At 39.6% G+C, this 19,248-nt stretch carries 18 protein-coding genes and 1 riboswitch; of the genes, 8 read left to right on the plus strand and 10 right to left on the minus strand.

From position 1 onward, the window contains the following. Positions 1–49: 49 nt before the first annotated feature. The 5 genes from cysC to QE450_RS01670 all read right to left on the minus strand — a co-directional run bounded on the left by cysC (position 50) and on the right by QE450_RS01670 (position 5,901). Positions 50–646: an adenylyl-sulfate kinase gene (cysC, locus tag QE450_RS01650; RefSeq protein ID WP_307296295.1), complete on the minus strand. Its 597-nt coding sequence runs from the start codon at positions 644–646 to the stop codon at positions 50–52. Between the two features lie 212 nt (positions 647–858). Continuing rightward, positions 859–1,668 carry a hypothetical protein gene (locus QE450_RS01655; protein WP_307296298.1) on the minus strand — a complete coding sequence of 270 codons (810 nt, stop codon included), beginning with the start codon at positions 1,666–1,668 and terminating at the stop codon, positions 859–861. 119 nt (positions 1,669–1,787) lie between these two features. Next, positions 1,788–1,882, minus strand: a riboswitch (cyclic di-GMP riboswitch). 145 nt (positions 1,883–2,027) lie between these two features. Continuing rightward, positions 2,028–2,816, minus strand: coding sequence for a peptidylprolyl isomerase (locus QE450_RS01660; protein ID WP_273615129.1), 789 nt, complete (start codon positions 2,814–2,816; stop codon positions 2,028–2,030). Positions 2,817–2,963: 147 nt separating this feature from the next. Then, the gene (locus QE450_RS01665) at positions 2,964–3,884 is read right to left on the minus strand and encodes an AEC family transporter (protein WP_273615130.1); all 921 of its coding nucleotides are present in this window, start codon (positions 3,882–3,884) and stop codon (positions 2,964–2,966) included. 43 nt (positions 3,885–3,927) lie between these two features. Further along, complete coding sequence (locus QE450_RS01670) at positions 3,928–5,901, minus strand: DUF2339 domain-containing protein (protein WP_307296301.1); 1,974 nt, start codon at positions 5,899–5,901, stop codon at positions 3,928–3,930. Positions 5,902–6,033: 132 nt separating this feature from the next. Here QE450_RS01670 and QE450_RS01675 point away from each other — a divergent pair, with 132 nt between their 5' ends. The 4 genes from QE450_RS01675 to QE450_RS01690 all read left to right on the plus strand — a co-directional run bounded on the left by QE450_RS01675 (position 6,034) and on the right by QE450_RS01690 (position 11,456). After that, the gene (locus tag QE450_RS01675) at positions 6,034–6,729 is read left to right on the plus strand and encodes a M50 family metallopeptidase (protein ID WP_307296303.1); all 696 of its coding nucleotides are present in this window, start codon (positions 6,034–6,036) and stop codon (positions 6,727–6,729) included. Further along, complete coding sequence (locus QE450_RS01680) at positions 6,726–8,090, plus strand: N-acyl-D-glucosamine 2-epimerase (protein ID WP_273615133.1); 1,365 nt, start codon at positions 6,726–6,728, stop codon at positions 8,088–8,090. Before QE450_RS01675 ends, QE450_RS01680 begins: the two co-directional genes overlap by 4 nt. Positions 8,091–8,110: 20 nt before the next feature. Next, positions 8,111–9,277 (plus strand): pectin acetylesterase-family hydrolase, encoded by a 1,167-nt coding sequence (locus tag QE450_RS01685; RefSeq protein WP_307296306.1) that lies wholly within the window; start codon positions 8,111–8,113, stop codon positions 9,275–9,277. A gap of 109 nt (positions 9,278–9,386) precedes the next feature. Next, positions 9,387–11,456: a class I SAM-dependent methyltransferase gene (locus QE450_RS01690; RefSeq protein ID WP_307296309.1), complete on the plus strand. Its 2,070-nt coding sequence runs from the start codon at positions 9,387–9,389 to the stop codon at positions 11,454–11,456. A gap of 64 nt (positions 11,457–11,520) precedes the next feature. On the opposite strand, the gene QE450_RS01695 is transcribed toward QE450_RS01690, so the two are convergent. Then, entirely contained in the window at positions 11,521–11,730 is a 210-nt protein-coding gene (locus tag QE450_RS01695) for a hypothetical protein (protein WP_307296312.1), read from the minus strand. Between the two features lie 24 nt (positions 11,731–11,754). Continuing rightward, entirely contained in the window at positions 11,755–12,240 is a 486-nt protein-coding gene (locus QE450_RS01700; RefSeq protein WP_307296314.1) for a hypothetical protein, read from the minus strand. 216 nt (positions 12,241–12,456) lie between these two features. Between QE450_RS01700 and QE450_RS01705 the strand changes: the two genes are divergently transcribed. Then, a complete protein-coding gene (locus tag QE450_RS01705; protein ID WP_373461900.1) occupies positions 12,457–13,695 on the plus strand; it encodes an MFS transporter in 1,239 nt (412 codons plus the stop codon). A gap of 80 nt (positions 13,696–13,775) precedes the next feature. Then, on the plus strand, positions 13,776–14,444 hold the full coding sequence (gene rnhA / locus QE450_RS01710) for a ribonuclease H (RefSeq protein WP_307296316.1): 669 nt from the start codon (positions 13,776–13,778) through the stop codon (positions 14,442–14,444). Positions 14,445–14,539: 95 nt separating this feature from the next. On the opposite strand, the gene QE450_RS01715 is transcribed toward rnhA, so the two are convergent. After that, entirely contained in the window at positions 14,540–14,797 is a 258-nt protein-coding gene (locus QE450_RS01715) for a hypothetical protein (protein WP_307296318.1), read from the minus strand. Between the two features lie 339 nt (positions 14,798–15,136). Between QE450_RS01715 and QE450_RS01720 the strand changes: the two genes are divergently transcribed. After that, positions 15,137–17,032: a sensor histidine kinase gene (locus QE450_RS01720; protein ID WP_273615140.1), complete on the plus strand. Its 1,896-nt coding sequence runs from the start codon at positions 15,137–15,139 to the stop codon at positions 17,030–17,032. 95 nt (positions 17,033–17,127) lie between these two features. Here QE450_RS01720 and QE450_RS01725 read toward each other — a convergent pair whose 3' ends face one another. Beyond that, complete coding sequence (locus QE450_RS01725) at positions 17,128–17,370, minus strand: NHLP leader peptide family RiPP precursor (protein WP_204825378.1); 243 nt, start codon at positions 17,368–17,370, stop codon at positions 17,128–17,130. Positions 17,371–17,435: 65 nt separating this feature from the next. After that, a complete protein-coding gene (locus QE450_RS01730) occupies positions 17,436–18,458 on the minus strand; it encodes a hypothetical protein (protein ID WP_307296324.1) in 1,023 nt (340 codons plus the stop codon). A gap of 283 nt (positions 18,459–18,741) precedes the next feature. On the opposite strand from QE450_RS01730, the gene QE450_RS01735 reads away from it, so the two are divergent. After that, complete coding sequence (locus QE450_RS01735) at positions 18,742–19,248, plus strand: sigma-70 family RNA polymerase sigma factor (RefSeq protein WP_307296326.1); 507 nt, start codon at positions 18,742–18,744, stop codon at positions 19,246–19,248.

A 19,248-nucleotide genomic window follows, 5' to 3' on the forward strand; every position in this document is an offset into this window, starting at 1 on the left:
GGAAAAGTAGAGGCTAAGTCACTGTACAGCCGTTTTTCTTTTGAACTATTTAAAGTGTCCGTTGATCTAATTTAGTCATTACTTTAGCAACACATTGTTCTACAGACTGGTGTTCCGTATCTAGCGTTAATTCAGGTTGTTGAGGAGCTTCATAAGGAGCACTAACCCCTGTGAAGTTCGGAATCTGACCTGCACGAGCTTTTTTGTATAATCCTTTAGGATCACGCTCTTCACAAGCAGAAAGGGAACAATCAATATACACTTCAATAAAATCGCCTTCATCAAATAAGTCACGCACCATTTGCCGATCTTGAGCATGAGGAGAAATAAAAGCAGCAATCACTATCGTGCCTGCATCGATAAATAATTTGGCAACTTCTCCGATACGACGCAGATTTTCTTTGCGATCTTCCTCTGAAAATCCGAGATCACGATTGAGTCCATGACGAATATTATCTCCATCAAGTACATAACAAGCACGTTCACGTGCAAATAATTCTTTTTCCAGCGCAAATGCGAGTGTAGATTTCCCTGAACCGGAAAGCCCTGTTAACCAGATAACTACACTGCGTTGTCCGTATCGTTGCTCACGCTCTTTGCGTGTGATATTGGAAGACTGCCAGGTGATATTTCGTGAAGATTCCATTTGAATTGAGCCCCTTTGCTGAAAATATGTATTCATTCAATTATATCAGCAATTAGGTTAAATCTCTAAGAGACTTTATCAATAGTTATAAGATACAGGAACTTGAATAAGGAAGTTTTATTATGGGAGAAGAGAGATGATCGTTGAGTGATTTTTTGTATGTATACCGCTAAGTAAGAAAGTCATTTGAGATCACTTTCTTACTCGCGATATTAATGCTGTAGTATTTTGCCCCAGCCTACATAATCATGCACAGCGATTCCAGCAAAAGAAGAATGAGTAGATGCTTGTGTAGTCACCTGACTCAACGCTGTAGTCAGTGCATCTGCTCCTTTGCCATAAAAGCTAATATGATCGCCTTCAGCAGATGGATTTGTTTCCACACCGATATACATATCTTTACCTGCATGATCGGCTTCACTTAATTGGGCTTGAGCTACATCATAGATAGCTGCTCCTGAATCTCGATATGCCATTACTGTTAATGAATCATATTGATCGATCATCCATTGACTGAGTGTAGAATGATCATCAGGCGTATTTAATGTGTACAACCAGAAAGGAATATCTGCACTAGCGGATAGATGAAGCGCTTGAGCAGTGGTTGTAATCATCTGTACACTACATTGCCATTGTGCAATGATAGTCGATTGTTCTGTTGTCCAATTTGGAAGCAAATAAGGCTCGATATCGATATGAATCCCATTAAATTGCTCTGTAGCCGAAGAGGCTTGTTGATACGAAGTAATCCATTGCAACGTATCTTGCAACTTGTGGCGATCCTGATCCAATGCCCAGGAAGGCGCACCATCCAAAGCTTCAACGGTAATATGCTGTGCAGAAGCGGCTGTGATAAAACGTTGATACTGCGAAATATCCAGATCTCTATTGATTTGCAGGTAGATCATATTAATCTGTTGTGAAGCGGCAAACTGTAAAATATCTGCTGTAGAATCTACGATAAGCGTTGTATTCCACAACCATGTTGCTTTTTGAATTGATTGCGCATGAATCGATTTCATATTGCTAACTCCTAGCAAAAGACAAATCATTACACTCAATAGACCTATTTTATAACAAAAAGACATCATCGTATTCATGATGAATCGGACTCCTTCGATTCATACCGCATCAGGTATTCCTCGGTAACCGGCTGTCATGACATGCCCTACAATTCATGTGTTAGACCCTTTGGCTTTGCGTCTTTACTTTTCAGTAAATTTGCCTGATTAAATATGAGAGTAGATAGACTTACACATGTACTGTATAAAAAGATTGTACACAATGTTTATCGGTTGCTTAAAGTTACTTGTGAATAGGTAACTAACTTCACAACAAAAAAGCCATTATCTACATCAGAGATAATGGCTTGGAATACATCTTATTTTACTTTCTCAGGCTCAGGGTAAGTAACCCCTTTAGTATCTACAGTTACCTTTTTCATAACAGCAGGAGTATTAGGCTTGTCTTGTCCATCTCTTGGAAGATTAACAATCTCATCGACAGCATCCATACCGCTAGTCACTTTACCAAATGCCGCATATTCTCCATCCAATTGAGGAGAGTCAGCTACCATAATAAAGAATTGGGAACCGCCGGAATTAGGATCAGCAGCGCGTGCCATTGAAAGTACACCACGTGTATGTTTTAGATCATTTTGCACATTGTTGGACTTGAATTCACCTGCAATGCTGTAGCCAGGTCCACCTGTACCTGCACCATCAGGATCGCCACCTTGAATCATAAATTCAGGAATGACGCGGTGGAAAGTTAAACCGTCATAGAATCCTGATTTCACCAAAGCAATAAAGTTATTCACTGTATTTGGAGCAGCTTTAGGGAACAATTCAATTTCAATCTTTTTACCATTTTCCATTTCTATCGTGACGATAGGGTCATTGGCTTGTTTGAAATCAGCAGAATTGTCTGTCGCTGAAGCTTCTTCGGTTGTGCCTGTTGTTGCTGAGCTGTCGGTACCTGTTGATTCGGTTGTAGAACCAGATTGGTCAGTTGAGGTACTTGTTGAGGTGCTTTCAGTCGTTGTACCTGAAGTGCCTGTTTGTCCGGTGCTGGAACTGCTTGTTCCATTGTTACCACAGCCTGCAATAATCAAAAATAGCGCTGTGAAGATAAGCAAAAAGGCTACATTTTTACGTGATTGACGCAACATCTGAATATCCATCTCCTTTGAGGTCGTTTATAGTGATCAATGATCGCTTGTGAATCAGCAATTCTTAGTATAAAACGTCTACAGAACAAGATACAAGTTTGGATAAGACGATTTCTATTCCCTTTAACGTCCAGTTCTATCCTTATTTTATAAATGATGAGACAAAGCGATAACAGCAGTAATCGTAAATACATTCACTAATGTAGACACTAATACCGTTTGAGCCGCAAAGTCAGGTTCATTCCGGTACTCTTCTGCCAGAATCGATGTATTCACACCTGTAGGCATCGCAGAAGCGATCAGCAGTGCTTGAGCAGGAATGCCATGAATACCTAATACATAGATCAGCAGAAGCCCGATAGCAGGCCCTGCGAATAAGCGTAACGCCATACTTAGATAAATGTCTTTCCGATATAAGCGTAGCGGATACTTTACAATCTGTGCACCAAGCGTGATTAGCGCAATTGCCACCATCGATTGTTGAGCATACGTTAACGGTTGAGCCAGAATCACTGGTAAAGGAATCGCAAACGCATGCATAACCAGACCCAGTAACAGCGCATACGGTACAGGCATTTTCAGAAATCCAACAATCACGCTTCGATAATTACCATTTAGTCGTGATCCTTGAATCGAAATGACTCCATACGTAAAAGTCAGTAGACTTTGAAGCGACATAATCAATGCTTGCATAGAAGCAGCCAGTGGATCGCCTTTAAAGACTAGATCGTTAATAGGTAAACCATAGTTACCCGAGTTATCGAGCATAATACTGTTGTTAAAAGCGGCTTTTTTCCCTTTGGTATATCCCATCACTTTGGAAGTGGCTGATCCTAAAATATACAAGATCAATACATACAAAGCATAGAAAAAGATAACACTTCCAAGTAATTGAGCAGACATATCGGAATGATAGAGACTCATAAAAACAGCCGCAGGTGTAATACAGTAAAAGTTGATTTTGGCGAGTGTATACAGATCCAACTGGAAAACACGCTGTAATATGGACCCGACCGCAATCAAAACAAAAATCGGTAGAACCACACTGTACAAAATCGTAAAAATCAATCTCTCCACTTCTTTCTTTAATCATTCATTTGGATCTTTTCATTTATGAAAGATCATCATTATGTTTAGGTTTATCGGGTGAAGCAGGTGGTACATCAGCAGAACGGTTGTCTAATGGTGCAGTTGAAGATTCATAAGAACGTTCAGGATTGTTCGTTGGCATATTAGCTTCTAGTGGTGGCTCTTGTGATGGAGGTTGTCCATTGTTATCCCGACGTTTGTAAAATAAACGCGATAATCCCAGTCCAACCACACCTAATATAATAAACAAGATCGCCCGTACGCCAATCGAAATATCTGGAAGATCGATAAAAATAATTTTGAGTAAGGTGAAAAAGATAAACAATATTCCGATAATCCGCAATTTGGATTTCTGAACAACCATACCGATCACAATAATGAGAATCGCATAGATAATCCATGCACTGGAAAGACTCAGATGGCGTACATCAGCATTTTTGAATCGGGAAGCAACGTGTACCAATTGACTAAGGTAGATCAATCCCAGAATCGCTTCTGCCCACATCAAAATATAACGTTTGCGATACAGTGAGCTATAGACTTTATCTTCTGAATGTACCCATTTTCCAATAATCTGATAGATTGCTGGAATTGTAATGAGTAAGATTAACCAGTTAAAAGCAGATGCAGACCAGAAACGTTCAATCGGAACAAACAATGTCGCTAACAGTGCATACGCATATACAATACAAGCGAGAACCAATTGTAATTTGTTACGGAATCGAAGAGCCAATAAGAACGCTAGTGTACCTTCGACCAAAATAACAGCCATACGAGCAGGGAAATTCGGAATCATATTTAACAACAAAAACCAGCCAAAGATCGCCATAGCAGGATAAGCAATGCCGACAGGAGTACGCTTTTGAATACCGGAAGCATACAAGATGCTGTACATCAGTGACAAAATAGCAATCATCCAACGTGCGCCTGTCTCACTACCATCGAGATAGTAAATGGTAAGCCATCCGCCGACAAAGGCGAAGCTGGTAAAAAGAACACCTAGTTGCATACTGGTACTGCGCTTTTTCCATAATACAGAAATCGCTAAAATCACAGCATGTTGAATCAAAACAGCTACTACATTTTGTACAGAGAAACCATACCAGATCATACTTAGTCCAAGCGTAATATGTAGTAAAGCAAATGCCAGGATATAACTGACCCGGAATGAATATTTCATCGCTACCACTAACATGACTGCTGAGAAAATCGTTTCAAATCCAGCAAATATCCATAGATTCGGATCATCAGGAGCAATCAATACAGGCGCAAGATAACCTGCGATCAACGTGATCCCAACAATCGATTGAGAACGCTGACTTAATGCTATATACACTCCAAATACAAGTGCACCGATATACAGTAAAAATGCAAAGATAAACGGAAGCAAGTCATACAACAGATACGATGCAACAATCGACAAAATTAAAATCGCAATCGATCCGCCTAATAACACTTTGCCCAGTGCGGGTCGTTCTTTACTGACCTCACGTTCCCCGAGCCAGTACAATACAGCTGCTACCAGTACACCGAGAATGCAACGAATCGGTTCAGACAAATAGCCTGCTTTGACCACAGCTATAAATCCCCACACAATCCCGAGAATCAATACAACGATAAAAACACGCGGCAACCATACACGCGCAATCAGATGTTCCCAGTCTTTGGGTGGCTTGGGAACAGGCGGTGTATAAGGCGCTTGTACAGGCGGGCGCTGTGCACCAGCAAATGGACCTGACTGTGGTTGCGCTTGTGGTCTAGCGTTGTAATTTCCTTTCGGTGGCGGTGCATTCACATAAGCATCTTGCCAGTTCGATGTTGGCGGAGGCGGAGTGAAAGGTGAGCCAGATGGTGGGGGCGGAGCTGTTCGATTAGGAGATACGGGTGGAGGCGAAGCCTGTCTTCGTTGCATTTCTAATTGCTTCAATTCAGCGACTTCGCGTTCAAGCCTGAGAATACGCTGTTCCAGTTGTTCTACTTTATCGTTATGATCCACAGCAATAGACACTCCTTTACAAATGATTTGATTCACAAATTATACCATAAGCTGTAAAGGTAGAAGATGGATTTACAGGCTATAAAGCGATATATTTAAGATAGCAACTTAAAATAGTAAGGGTGTGACCTTTTGAATAAATGGTTAAATACGATTTTGTTATTGATCGCCTCAGCGGTATTGACGCGATTGATCCCTTTTTCATCGTTATTTCGTAATTTGAATACGATGATTCATGAATTTGGACATGCTATGATTACGTTAATTACATCCGGTCAGGTCAGTAGTATAGAGTTGAATGCAGACCATAGTGGAGTGACATATACAACGATAAGTTCTATGTGGAGCGGACTTCCGATCGGATTAGCAGGATATATGGGTTCTTCGATATTTGTGATTGTTTTATTTTATCTGTATCACAAACGCAAGCAAAAAGAAGGCATTGTGTTAACAGGCATTATTGCGCTGATTATGTTGATATTATATGTGCATCATGGATTCGGTCTGTACTGGTTAATCGGATTTGTAATTGTTAGTGGTGTCATGGTGATTGCGCCCGAATGGTTACGTAATGGTTATTATTTGTTGATTCTGTTTTTGACACTAGAAGAATCCGTACTATCCTCGATTACGATTCTGTGGCTTAGTATTACTAGCCCTGCTGGAGCTGGAGATGCCGCAGGACTAGCGCAACAATTCGGGATTCCTGCTGTATTATGGGGTATGCTTTTTGCAGGCTTTTCATTGTGGTGTGCACACCGCTCTCTTCAGTTATTTTGGCGTAAACGAAAACCACCGGTATACCGAGCAGGAGGAGCGCGCAGATGAGTACACCGCTACAGCGTAATCGTCCGTGGGCGATGCATGGCGCAAGTATACAGATCGATCCATTATTTCCGTATTACGCTAATCGATCCCCGCAAAGTATTGCTGATGAATTAGCGCTTGCTGGATACCGAACAGTTCATTATTTTGTTGTGAATGAGCAACAGGTCGATATCGCACTGGTAGAAGCATTGCAACAGCGAGAAATAGCGGTATGGGCGCTTGTACTAGGAAATGGCACATTCAGTGTAGAACTTGCGCCTAAAGAATGGTCGTCCTGGCGGATGGAATTGCTCAAGCCGATCAATGATGGATTTGAGCGCTTTTCTCACTTTTCAACCGAATATATTCAATGGAAAAAAGAAGTGATCGCTTATCTAGTAGCAAATGTTCCTTTCGATGGAATTGAGATTGCAGAACCTTATTTTCCAGAATGGAACGGAATCGAACGTGGAGTATATGGAGATATTGGACCGCTTGCACAGCAAGCTTTTCTCGACAAATACGGAATGGATATGCCCAACTTTACCCGTTCTTCCGCAGCTAATTATTATACAAAAATTCCTTATATTTATGAGCGCTGGGTTGATATGCGTGTAGAAGCAGTCAATGGATTAATCCATGAAATTATTAATGGCGAGCATGGAGCCAGAGATGTGCGCCCGGATATTAAAGTAGCTACATGGTCATTAGCTGTACGCGATCCTGAAGCCACCCAAAAGCTACGTGAATGGCAAGGGCTGGATGCGCTGGCAATGATCGATCTGGTCAAGCCTGATATGCATATTTTGCAGACGCATTGGCCGGATTGGATGAAGCGTGGTCTACCCTCTAACTATATACGCGATTATGAAAGTATAGCTGCACCTATCCGAGCATTACATCCCAAATTACCTCTTGGTATTCAAGCAGATATCGGCTCCAAATCCAGTATGATCAAAGGAAGACGTTGGATAGATGAACTGGAACATCATGCCTATGCGCTTGGATATCAGAGCTGGACCGCTTATGAATACCATATTGGTGGGTATATGTATGCAGAGCCTCCTTTACCTTCATCGGGTCTTCGTATAGCACCTGATGAAGTGATGATTATTTATAATAAGCGTATTGATCCACAATCTATTGGTACGGTTACGTTATATCCAGCGATCGGATTGGGTAAATCATATGAGTTGAAAGTCAGTCAATCGGCTGTAGATGGCAATCGGTTATTTTTGCGATTCACGAGATCGTTACCGAATACCTCTTTTCAATTAGAGATCAAAGATGTGAGTGATACCCCTGATCTATGGTTACTGAAAGGCAAAAAGGCGAATCGTACACCGCGCAAAACAAAAGTATTCATCGTACAGGAAGAGTAAGCGGGAAAAGAGGAATCGAAATGGTGTTGACTACCATTGAATGGTTGATTATTGTAGCGGTTGTTGTCGTTGTTATTCTATTTGTTATTAAGCGTCCTACTCGTGTAGTCAGCTTTGCTGAATCGCCATTGTATAAATGGAATCGGGTAGATCTAAGCGGTATTGTAGTAGCGGGAGACGGATCACCTTATTACTTGCTAACCAAGCGTGGCAAAAGTAAAAATGTAGTCGTTTATTTTTCCGGTGGAGGGATTAGCTGGGATCGCAATACCGCTTCCAAGCCATTCGGATTGCGTACCTTATTGCATAATCGGGAGTTAGGTTATTATTTTGCCAATATTCCTTTTTACAAAACCGATCTGTTAGGCGGTATGCTAGATAATCATCGTGAAGATAATCCTTTTTACGATTGGACGATTGTCTATATCCCTTATGCAACAGGAGATTTCCATATTGGCAACAATAAAGTGAAGTATAAAGGAAAAGGCAAAATTCATTTTACAGCTCATTATAGTGGTAGACCGAATACGCTAAAAGGATTAGATTGGTTATTCGATCATATTACTGAACCGGATAAATTATTTATCGCAGGAGCTAGTGCAGGCGGATTTGGATCAGCATTCTGGGCTCCTCATATTGCAGAACATTATCCGAATGCCCAAATTTATCATTATGCAGATGGTTCCTATTTATCGTCTCATCAGTGGCATCATATTATTGATGAAGTGTGGCAATCCAAATTTGAGCAGCATTTCGGCTATCCGATTGAAGAAGATATTATTGCGGCGGCATTTCGTTACAATGCGCAGAAGCTTCCAGCGAATACGATCTTGCTACAATCCAATACGTTATATGATAAAGTCTTACCTTCCTATGAAGCTGTACTGAATCAGCAGACGATTGGATTAGTGAGTGGAGACGATGTTATGACGCAGAGCTGGTCTCAAGGTATGCTTGATTCTGCCGGACAATTGGATCAAGAGTTAGACAATTATTATTACTTTGTGACCGATTATGGGGTCGGTACGAAGAAACGAAGTACACCGCACACGTTATCACCATCACGCGTTTTTTACACTGCTGAAGAAAGTGGTGTGAAATTAAGCCGTTGGTTGGGAGATATTATTAACAGAGATAAACTGTATTCTGTAGGAAAAGAATTTGTAGAATCTCCTATGGGCAAATAAACTCAAAAGCGCTGAACATCAGGTTCAACGCTTTTTTATTATCAATCCACATCAAAACGGGTAAACTAACAATAACCCTATACTCTGGAGAAAATAAGGATGTGACCGTATGCTACATTCATTAACTGCTATAGACAATTATCGTAATCTTGGTTATTTATCTGCCGATAATCCGTATCTTTGGTTACATTATTTGGTATCCGCTGAAGAACGGATTGTCAATCTAGAACGTGTAACGACTTTGCAAGAATTAAGCAATGCTAATCCTGTACTGGATTATGTAGAACGTACATTACGTATTCTGGATCAATTGCGAGTATCGTACTGGCAAAAAGAGCTGATCGAAGAAGTGCTGATATGGTCTGAAACAGCCAAAGGCGGAACGATGCGTGAACGGATACGCTGGCAAGAACAAGGGATTAATTTATTTGTACATAATGAAGGCTCGGCAGAACTGTATATGCATGCTTCTGCTGATCCACAGCAAGAACGTACTCAATTAGTGACTACGTTGATTCGGACACATGGACTAATCGGTCAATGTCTGCGTGGAGAAGTGCCTTTTGCTGAAAATGTCCCGTTAACTGATCAAGTCAGTCATGGCATTTTATCACCAGAAGAAATGAAAACAACTTTACTGATACTGAACCGCTGTATTATAGAAGCCGTTTCGTCAGAATTATGGCAACAAGTACAAGATGATGTGCTTGCGTTGATCCAACCGATTGTCTACCAAGAGCAACCTTTAGATTGGACAACGGAAGATCGGATACTTCGCTTACGGGCTGCCAGTATTCATAAAGGAGAAAATACAGTTGAGAGCCTACACCAACTGAATGCACAGATTAATGTAGAGCAATCTTTTGCTTTGCTTGACCATCAGACGTTCTGGTATGTAGAAGCGGCATTACAAGATTTCTCTTTTGAAGAGTTTGCCAAAATATTCACATTGATCAGTCATATCGTTCCTAAAGATGTACGCCATATCAGCTTTGAACGATTAATGAATACGATGTATTACGATTACAAAGGCATCAAAAAAGTAAATGTCTACAAAAAAAGAATGATTGAGAAAGTGTTGGCAGAGTGCTCTTGGGATCAATTGTCTACAGGCACATGGGGACAAGATAGTCCGCATTTGAGTTATGAATGTGTGCAAGAGCCTCATATTGCGGATACAGTCTTTTTTAACTTTGTTTTTTCACCAGCGGCAGAGAAATTAATTGAATTCTGTATCGAAGCAGAAAAGTCACCGCTATATGAGAAAGCTGTCTTGTTATTATTCGATCTATTCGGATTACGGCGTGATGCTTACGATCGTTTTCATAATGAAGAAAGTTATCTTGAAATGATGAATCAGACGGTCGATTATAAGCGTATATTGCTCCGTTATATAGTCGGCGAGACGATTATAGATATCGGACCAGGTGGCGGTGTGATGCTAGACTTGATCGAAGAAGAATGGTCGGATAAACGTGCGATCGGTATCGATATTTCGGAAAATGTGATCGAAGCTTTACAACGTAAAAAGCAATTAGAAGGTCGCTCGTGGGAAGTAATGAAAGGCGATGCGCTAGCATTACGAGAAATTGTTGAACCTGGCAGTGTGGATAGTGTGTTATTTTCGTCGATTTTACATGAGTTATATTCATACGTTCCATTTAACGGGCATAAGTTCAATCTGGAAACGGTCGCTGCGGCTTTATCCAGTGCATATGATGTTCTTTCTACAGGTGGACGGATTATTATTCGGGATGGCATTATGACCGAACCGACAGGGCAGAAGCGCCGGATTCAGTTTTTGCAAGATGATGGTCTATCAGCATTAGAGCGATATGCTCAAGATTTTGTCGGTCGTTCGATTGAGTATGAAGTGACAGGAGAGCAAGAAGTGATAATGCCTGTAAATGATGCGATGGAATTTCTGTATACGTACACATGGGGAGAAGAAGCTTATGTGCATGAAGTACAGGAGCAGTTCGGGTATATGACACCTTCTCAATATCGTATCTTTATCGAGCAGACTTTAGGAGCACAAGCGCATATTGTTCATTTGGAATCTTTTTTACAAGCCGGTTATACCGAAGCATTACAACAAAAAGTAAACATAACAGATGAGTGGGGCGAATCTGTTCCTTTGCCAGATAGCACCTGTATTATCGTGATTGAAAAGACTTAATATACAATCAAAAAGAACCTTTCCTATAATCAATAAGGAAAAGGTTCTTTTTGGTGTATAGACTCTATTCTATTTCAGGTTTATCTTTGTCTTCTTTATGACGTGGTAATTCGTTATCATGCGGAAGCTCGTTATCGATCACTCTTTTTTGAATTTCATCCGGTGCTGAATCGGGAAAAGAATCTTCTTTGAACAATCCAAATTCATCATCATTATCGCGTTCAGTCACCAAGTTTTTCTTTTCTTTATCCTGATCTTTATCATGAGTACTCATCGTAGATTCCTCCTTGTTACTATCTTAATGTCCGTAACGGTCTGGTTCGTCTTCGCCTGTTGATCCGTTTAAGATATCCGTTCCATGTGCATCTTGATCTTCTAAAGGGACAGCCGCTGGATCGACAGGAGTCTCTCCATCTAACAGATCAGCATCTGGGATGTCTGGGAACTCATCATCCATCGTAACATCTTCCAAATCTGTAAGTGGATCGCTATTCAAGTCGTTTCCTGTATCAATCGGTGTCTCAGCTACATCTAGATCAATACTATATGGAGACACGTCATGCTCATCTTCAAGTTCTGCATTAGCTTCACGTACAGCCACATCTTCACTTGTAATCGGTTGAATACCTTCTTCATCACGCATCGTAGGATTAATAATATCTAGATCGTTTTCAGGAATCGTACGCAATTCATCTTCTACATCCGAAGTGACAGGTTCAGTCGTCCGGTATCTATTGTATTCCTGCGCCGCAGCATCTCTATTATCATCAAATGGTTTGTTCATTATCATTCATCTCCCTTAACGTTATAAATATATCTATTTTGAATTTACGTATTGATTTGGCTTACATGTACTTTACCCGAATTTATAATATTGCAATCGCTCTCTTATAAATTGTTATTCATTCCTTATAAAAGATAATGAATTTGGAGAATGGGTTAAACAAGAGTAGAATGTAAGATATTTAAGCGGTGTGATGGAAAGGACGTGCAGGCATAAGTGGTAGCTATCGAGAACTTTTCATGGAAACGGAATTTAGTTGTACTGTGGTTAGGAGTCTTTTTTTGTAGTACAGCGTACTCTATCTCTATCCCATTTCTACCTATTTTTCTAAAAGCCGATCTGGGCGTAACAAGCAATTTAGAGATATGGTCTGGGATTGCGTTTGGGATTACTTTTTTGGCGAGTGCGTTAATTTCACCATTCTGGGGATCATTATCGGATAAATACGGACGGAAACCGATGCTGATTCGTTCAGGCTTTAGTCTGGCGGCTTTATACTTGATTAATTATTTTGTGACAGATCCTTATTTATTTTTGGTAGTGCGTATTTTTCAAGGATTGCTTGCAGGGTTTGTACCAGCATCGATTGCACTTGTCGGCACCAACACACCGGAAAATAAAACCGGTTATGCACTGGGAGTCATGGCAACCTCAGGCGCAACAGGTACGATTATAGGCCCGCTGATTGGCGGAGTCGTGAGTTATTATTTTGGTAATCGCAATACGTTTTTATTTTCAGCAGCAATTGTATTGATCGCAGCTCTTATCGCTACCTTCTGGGCAAAAGAACATAATTTTAATCGTTCAGCTAAGCGTTCTCATGTTCGTGATGATCTCAAGCAAGCCGCAGGGAATCCTATATTTGTAGCGCTATTGATACTGGCGGGCATCAGCACCTTTTCAATTATGATTTTGGAACCGCTGATTACGATCTATGTACAAAGTTTGGGAGTATCGAACAATAATGCTTCATTAAGTTCAGGAATTGTGTTCTCCGCTGTCGGTGTAGCTACATTAATTATGGCTCCACGCTGGGGCAAAGTAGGTGGTAAAATAGGATACGGTAAAATCTTATTTATCGGCTTATTAGGAAGCGGTATCGGAAATCTGTTACAATTTTTCTTTACGAATATCTGGGGATTTGGTATATTGCGATTTTCGTATGGATTATTTTATGCGGCAGTATTGCCATCGATCAATGCTTTAATTGTCAAAGTCACACCGTCTGATTTTCGCGGTAGAGCTTTTGGATTGAATCAATCTGCTTCCCAGATCGCTACGATGGCAGGGCCGATTATCGGTGGTCTGCTCGGACACTGGATTGATATTCGCTGGGTGTTTGTGATCAATGGGATTATGTTATTGATCTGCGCGCTTTTTGTGAAGCGACGTAGTTGGGAAATTCCTGTACTGGAGAATTCCTCTGAATCGATTGGTAAAGTACCTCATTCATAAATACAATTAAGCTCACACAGAGCAACAGAACACTACAATCTAAATCAATAGTAATGATGGAATACACTATGGAGGTCTGTATGGCAAAGTCAAAATATTATGTAGTATGGGAAGGACATCGTCCAGGAATCTATACCTCTTGGGCAGATTGTCAGCAACATACCAATGGATACAAAGATGCTAAATATAAATCATATGAAACGCTTGCTGAAGCTGAAAAAGTATATGCAGAAGGCTGGAAAAAGCACTGGGGACAAGGCAAAAGTAGTTCTTCTAGCAGTTCAACTAGCGGTAATAGCTATAGTAAGCGTACTTCGTCTTCAGCCACCATTTCTAAAGATCTAATAGACTACGATAGTATATCAGTAGATGTAGGCACACGTGGTAATCCGGGGCCTGTAGAATATCAGGGAGTGGATACACAGACAGGTAAAGTCATCTTCACTTGTGGCCCGATTGCCAAAGGAACAAATAATCTAGGGGAATTTCTAGCGATTGTTCACGCGCTTGCTTATCTGTATCGTCAAGGTAGTAGCAAAACGATCTATAGTGATTCTGCTAATGCGCTGAAATGGGTAAAACAAAAAAAGGCAGTCTCTACACTGGTTCGTGATGAATCTACCGCTGAGATTTGGAATTTGGTGGATCGTGCAGAACAATGGCTACGTACACATAAGTATGATAATAAGATTTTAAAATGGGAAACAAAAAGCTGGGGCGAGATCAAAGCCGATTATGGACGCAAATAGAATCAGAATAATAAAAAACATCAAAAAGATACCTGTTTTCACAATATGTGCGAAAACAGGTATCTTTTTGTATGAATGATAGGAGTTAACCTATATTATTCTTCTTGCTTATCATTGCTGATATGAGCTGCATCTGATTCAGGATCTTCTGGATCAGCACTTGGATGTGGACCTGCATCTTCTTCATCAGGAAGCTGTCCAAACAAAGGATTATCCATCTTTTCCGGTAAGATTACAGCCTTTTTAGCGTCTTCAGGCAGTTCTTCTTCGGTATTTGTTTGGGAATCTTCATCATTTAAAATCGTGTTGCGTGTCTTCCAAAATACGTCATCGTAATGTTTGTCGTCTGTCATTAGTAAATCCCTCCAATACGTCCGTATATCAATAGTGCTTACCCTAGTCTGTCGCTGACCAAACGGTATCGGTATTATTTTATAAATAAAAGTTCATTATTTATCAGTCATTTGTATCCTATATCAACAACTGAAGCATGATGTAAATATACGTGAAGTAATATAGAATAATATGCAAAATCAGTCGATAGAGCAAGCATTTTGAAATGTTTTGTAGATGGTGTATCATTGTAAAATTAATAGTATCTCTGAAGTAAGAGAGCAAGTATAATAGATAAAGGTGGGTATATTTTCCAAACGAATATGTATTACATAGTTTATTTATAATGAGGTGCTGAAATGAAGATTCTGTCCAAAGCCTTAATCGGGGTTTTAATCGCAGTTATAGTGGTCGTCTTGGCGTTATCTTTATTTTCAACTCAAAGTGAAAAACGAACGGGTCATTCTATTAATTACTGGCAAATTAAATGGCAATCGCAAAATACGTTAACATCCAAACCATGGGATAGTGATCAAGATAGCCCCTGGATTTCATCTGAAATTATGAAAGATGGCAAACCGGTGAATAGTTCATCAGCATGGATTCGTATCCCTTTGCCTGAATTATCGTGGAATACAGCCGGTGTACTGATTCCGGAACTGAATGGTAAGCATATTATTGTGTATTTGGATCAAGATAAGATTTTTGAATCGAAACGTAGTTATGCATATGAACAAAATCAATTGTTATTACCACTAACCAAACAAGATTCTTACAAGTTGCTGTATATCTGGGTAGAATCGGCGCGCGAACAGATTAGTCTGAAGCAAGGCATTATGGTTGGCGATTATCAAGATATGTTGATTTCTTATGTTAGCTCGGATCTGATTGATGTGGTACTGGGTAGTGCTTGTATTTTTATCTCTTTGGTCATGGTGATCTGTTCTGTATTTTTACGACGAGATCAATTAAGAATGTGGCTTAGTCTAGCAGCCATTATTCTTTCTCTTGGCATATTAGTGGTAACTTACTCGCCATTTTTGTTTACTTTTTACCCGACTTATTACAAATTGTATTCGGTTTTACTCGATTTGAGTTTATTTATCTTATTGCCTGCGTTGCTTTACTTTTTTGAATGTGTGTTTGGTAGTGGTTACAAAGGCATCATTACTAAAATGAAAAAAATCCAGTACGCCTATTCGTTTATCTGTGTAATGGCAATGATTTTTAACATTTTAACAAATGAACGATACTTTGCAGTCTACTACTTTATTTCTGTCAAAACATTAGGTATTCTGTTAATTCTTCAATTATTGATTTTGATGGTCGTAGCAGTAACGTATGCTTTTCGCAAAAACAAAGATGCAATCTTATTCGCTTCCGGCTTTTCTATTTTCGCTTTGATCAGCGGGGGAGAATTAACATGGTTTTATATCCAAGCTGGAAGTTATAGTGTAACCCTCTGGAAATGGGGCGTAATGATTTTTGTGATTTCACTAATATCTGTGATGGCAAGACGATTTGCTCAAAATCATCAACAGATGGTGCTCTACTCCAGTCGCTTAGAATTATTTAACAATGAACTTCAGCGCTCAGAAAAAATGGACATTATCAGCGAACTTGCCGCTTCTGTAGCTCATGAAGTACGCAATCCGTTACAAGTGACACGTGGATTTTTGCAATTGTTACAAATGAATACAGATGATAAAGGACGAGAGCATCTCAAGATTGCCTTAGAAGAACTCGACCGCGCATCAGCGATTATTACAGACTTTTTAACATTTGCCAAACCTGAATTTGATAAAGTTAATACACTTAATTTGGCACAAGAATTCCAACATATCGAAGGGATTATGCGACCACTTGCTACATTAGCAGGAGGAACAATCACTATGAATATCCCTGAAAATATTGATATCCGGGGCAATTCTTCCAAGTTCAAGCAAGCTTTAATTAATATTGTGAAAAATAGTATAGAAGCTTTACCTGAAGAAGGTAAGATTCATATCTGGGCAGAACAAAATGACAAAGAAATTGAAATTCATATTCAGGATAATGGAAGTGGTATGACAGAAGAAGAGTTAAAACGATTAGGAGAACCATACTTTTCGAATAAAACCAAAGGAACCGGCTTGGGGCTGATGGTGACTTTTCGCATTATAGAAGCACTCGGGGGAGTATTAGAATTTAAAAGTAAAAAGAATGTAGGCACAGAAGCTGTTATTCATCTTCCAGCAGCGGACCCGCAAGTCTAAGGGGTTCGCTGCCAGAAGGTTGTAACAGTTTTTTTGTGTACGATTGTATGACATGTATAAGTATAGAAAACCATATTAACAATACAAGGGGAATATTACCAACCAGCGTCAACTTTCACTTTAGCGTCAGCCATCATAGATGAAGGCTTTGGAGGAATTACCAGATAGAATTCATCGCTTTTTTCTTCAACTGTTTTGAGTTGCACATGTTCTGGAAAAGAAATACCCAAGACATCTTTCAATGCTGATTTTGGATCGGTTTTTAACATCTCCATAAAACTAGGGTCTTCCCACGCCTTTTGAATAACTTGTGCTTGAAAAATAGCTTGGCTGGACATATTAATCTTCCTCCCTTAAATGGTTATAATTACCTATTCAGTGTATCATGTCTAATTCTAAAAATCTATGAAGATGTAAGGTCTTTTTGAATAAAGTATAGTAAGCTTCCCTGTAAAAGGGTATTTCGAGCTTCATGAATAGAGTTGGCTGCTTCATGCAATTGCTCAATTAAATAATTCCGAAATGCAATTAAAGAGTCGGATACAAATAATGAAGGATCACTGGTAAAAGAAGATTGTGCATACTGAGCATACCGACGAATAACTTCTTGATCATAGATCGCTTGCTGCACTTGTACCGCAGTAACTTTATCTGAAAATAAAGCTTGATGATGCTCGACTGCCTCATAGCGAATAAAAGCGAGCAAGCAATTGTAATTGCGTTCGATCATATCTTCTTGCCAATCGCTAAGATCATCATTCATTTGTAATACAATCAAAGCTTGATCCAATTGTTGTAATAGATCAGGTAACATATACATACAGTCCAATTGAAGCAACATCGCAATTAAAGAAATCTTCAATGGACTCACTTTACTTGCAATCTGTTGTGGTTGTTCAAACAAATAATCGGCATCGGCTTCATTGTATACAGCGCTTGCCCACTCGGCTAAAAACTGCTTATAGTATTGCCAGAACGAAGAGTTGTTACCTAGATTTTCTCCACAGATACTTACAAATTCATTCCAGAATAACTGACTAAGCGGGATCAGATCATGTAATTGATCTGTTGATAAATTAGGTGTATCCATAAGATCATCTTGAATAAAAAAATGAAGCATACAAAAAATATTAGCAACACCCATACGATGCGATAATTCAGGCAACGATTGCAGATGAAGGGAAGAAACAGTAGCTGAAGAGGGATGACTCACTGCTTTAGCCGTATGAACTTGAATCGTTTCAGCTATCCAAAAAGGTAACAAATAACAGACATAATTTTTGGTGCTATGTTTTTGCCGGATATCAAATTTGGCTAGATAGGCTAATCCTAATTCGTGTAGTGGCTTTGGAAAATGGGCTACTTTTTGCTTCGCTTCCTCAAAGACAGCATCTAATTGAAGTTCAAATGGTTTTAACCAAAGCATTAGCTTCCACTCCTCAAATTCTTATATAATCAAAGAACTTTTTACAGGTAGTATACGACATCATTTGAATATATTGGATGTTCATGTGCTATTATATCGAACTTTATACACGTTGACTAACAAAATTATCAATAATACATGTATGATATTGTCGAAAATCATACATATAGCCTGAGTAGATAGACATATTCATAATGGTAAAAAATAAATTGCTAGGGAATAGATACAAAAAGTGAATACCGCTCGTCTTTCTTATAGCTGCAGCGGAAAGGAGCATGACAACATGGACATTCCGGAACCGGAACAATTTCAACAGATATTTTATGAACATTATCCAATCGTCAAACGTAAACTTCATGCATTGTTACGTGACGAAGCTATAGCCGATGATCTGGCACAGGAAGTCTTTCTCCGTCTATATCGCAATCCACCCGATGATCCGCAAGCCATTGGAGCCTGGCTACACAGAGTTCTGACCCGGATTGCTTATGATTATATGGATAAAAAGGCAAGAGAACGCCGACTGCAAAATAAACAAGAACAATACTATGATCTTCAACATTCACCACCTTCGGGTGAGGATATCGTGATACAGCAGATGGAACAAGAAGAGGTACAAGAATGGTTAGAGCAATTACCTCAACGGGATAGGCAAGCTTTACTCATGAAATATTCGGGTTACAGTTATGCAGAGATTGCTAAAGAACTTCAATTAAAGCAATCACTTGTCGGTACATTATTACATCGGGCAACCAATAAATTACGTAAAAAAATGCTACATTCTACGTAA

Source organism: Paenibacillus sp. SORGH_AS_0306, from assembly GCF_030819345.1.
Lineage (GTDB): Bacteria > Bacillota > Bacilli > Paenibacillales > Paenibacillaceae > Saccharibacillus > Saccharibacillus kyungheensis.

Coding starts and splice junctions, on each gene's coding strand:
- cysC (WP_307296295.1), bottom strand. CDS start 646: ATGGAATCTTCACGAAATATCACCTGGCAGTCTTCCAATATCACACGC.
- QE450_RS01655 (WP_307296298.1), bottom strand. CDS start 1,668: ATGAAATCGATTCATGCGCAATCAATTCAAAAAGCAACATGGTTGTGG.
- QE450_RS01660 (WP_273615129.1), bottom strand. CDS start 2,816: ATGTTGCGTCAATCACGTAAAAATGTAGCCTTTTTGCTTATCTTCACA.
- QE450_RS01680 (WP_273615133.1), top strand. CDS start 6,726: ATGAGTACACCGCTACAGCGTAATCGTCCGTGGGCGATGCATGGCGCA.
- QE450_RS01685 (WP_307296306.1), top strand. CDS start 8,111: ATGGTGTTGACTACCATTGAATGGTTGATTATTGTAGCGGTTGTTGTC.
- QE450_RS01690 (WP_307296309.1), top strand. CDS start 9,387: ATGCTACATTCATTAACTGCTATAGACAATTATCGTAATCTTGGTTAT.
- QE450_RS01695 (WP_307296312.1), bottom strand. CDS start 11,730: ATGAGTACTCATGATAAAGATCAGGATAAAGAAAAGAAAAACTTGGTG.
- QE450_RS01700 (WP_307296314.1), bottom strand. CDS start 12,240: ATGAACAAACCATTTGATGATAATAGAGATGCTGCGGCGCAGGAATAC.
- rnhA (WP_307296316.1), top strand. CDS start 13,776: ATGGCAAAGTCAAAATATTATGTAGTATGGGAAGGACATCGTCCAGGA.
- QE450_RS01715 (WP_307296318.1), bottom strand. CDS start 14,797: ATGACAGACGACAAACATTACGATGACGTATTTTGGAAGACACGCAAC.
- QE450_RS01720 (WP_273615140.1), top strand. CDS start 15,137: ATGAAGATTCTGTCCAAAGCCTTAATCGGGGTTTTAATCGCAGTTATA.
- QE450_RS01725 (WP_204825378.1), bottom strand. CDS start 17,370: ATGTCCAGCCAAGCTATTTTTCAAGCACAAGTTATTCAAAAGGCGTGG.
- QE450_RS01730 (WP_307296324.1), bottom strand. CDS start 18,458: ATGCTTTGGTTAAAACCATTTGAACTTCAATTAGATGCTGTCTTTGAG.
- QE450_RS01735 (WP_307296326.1), top strand. CDS start 18,742: ATGGACATTCCGGAACCGGAACAATTTCAACAGATATTTTATGAACAT.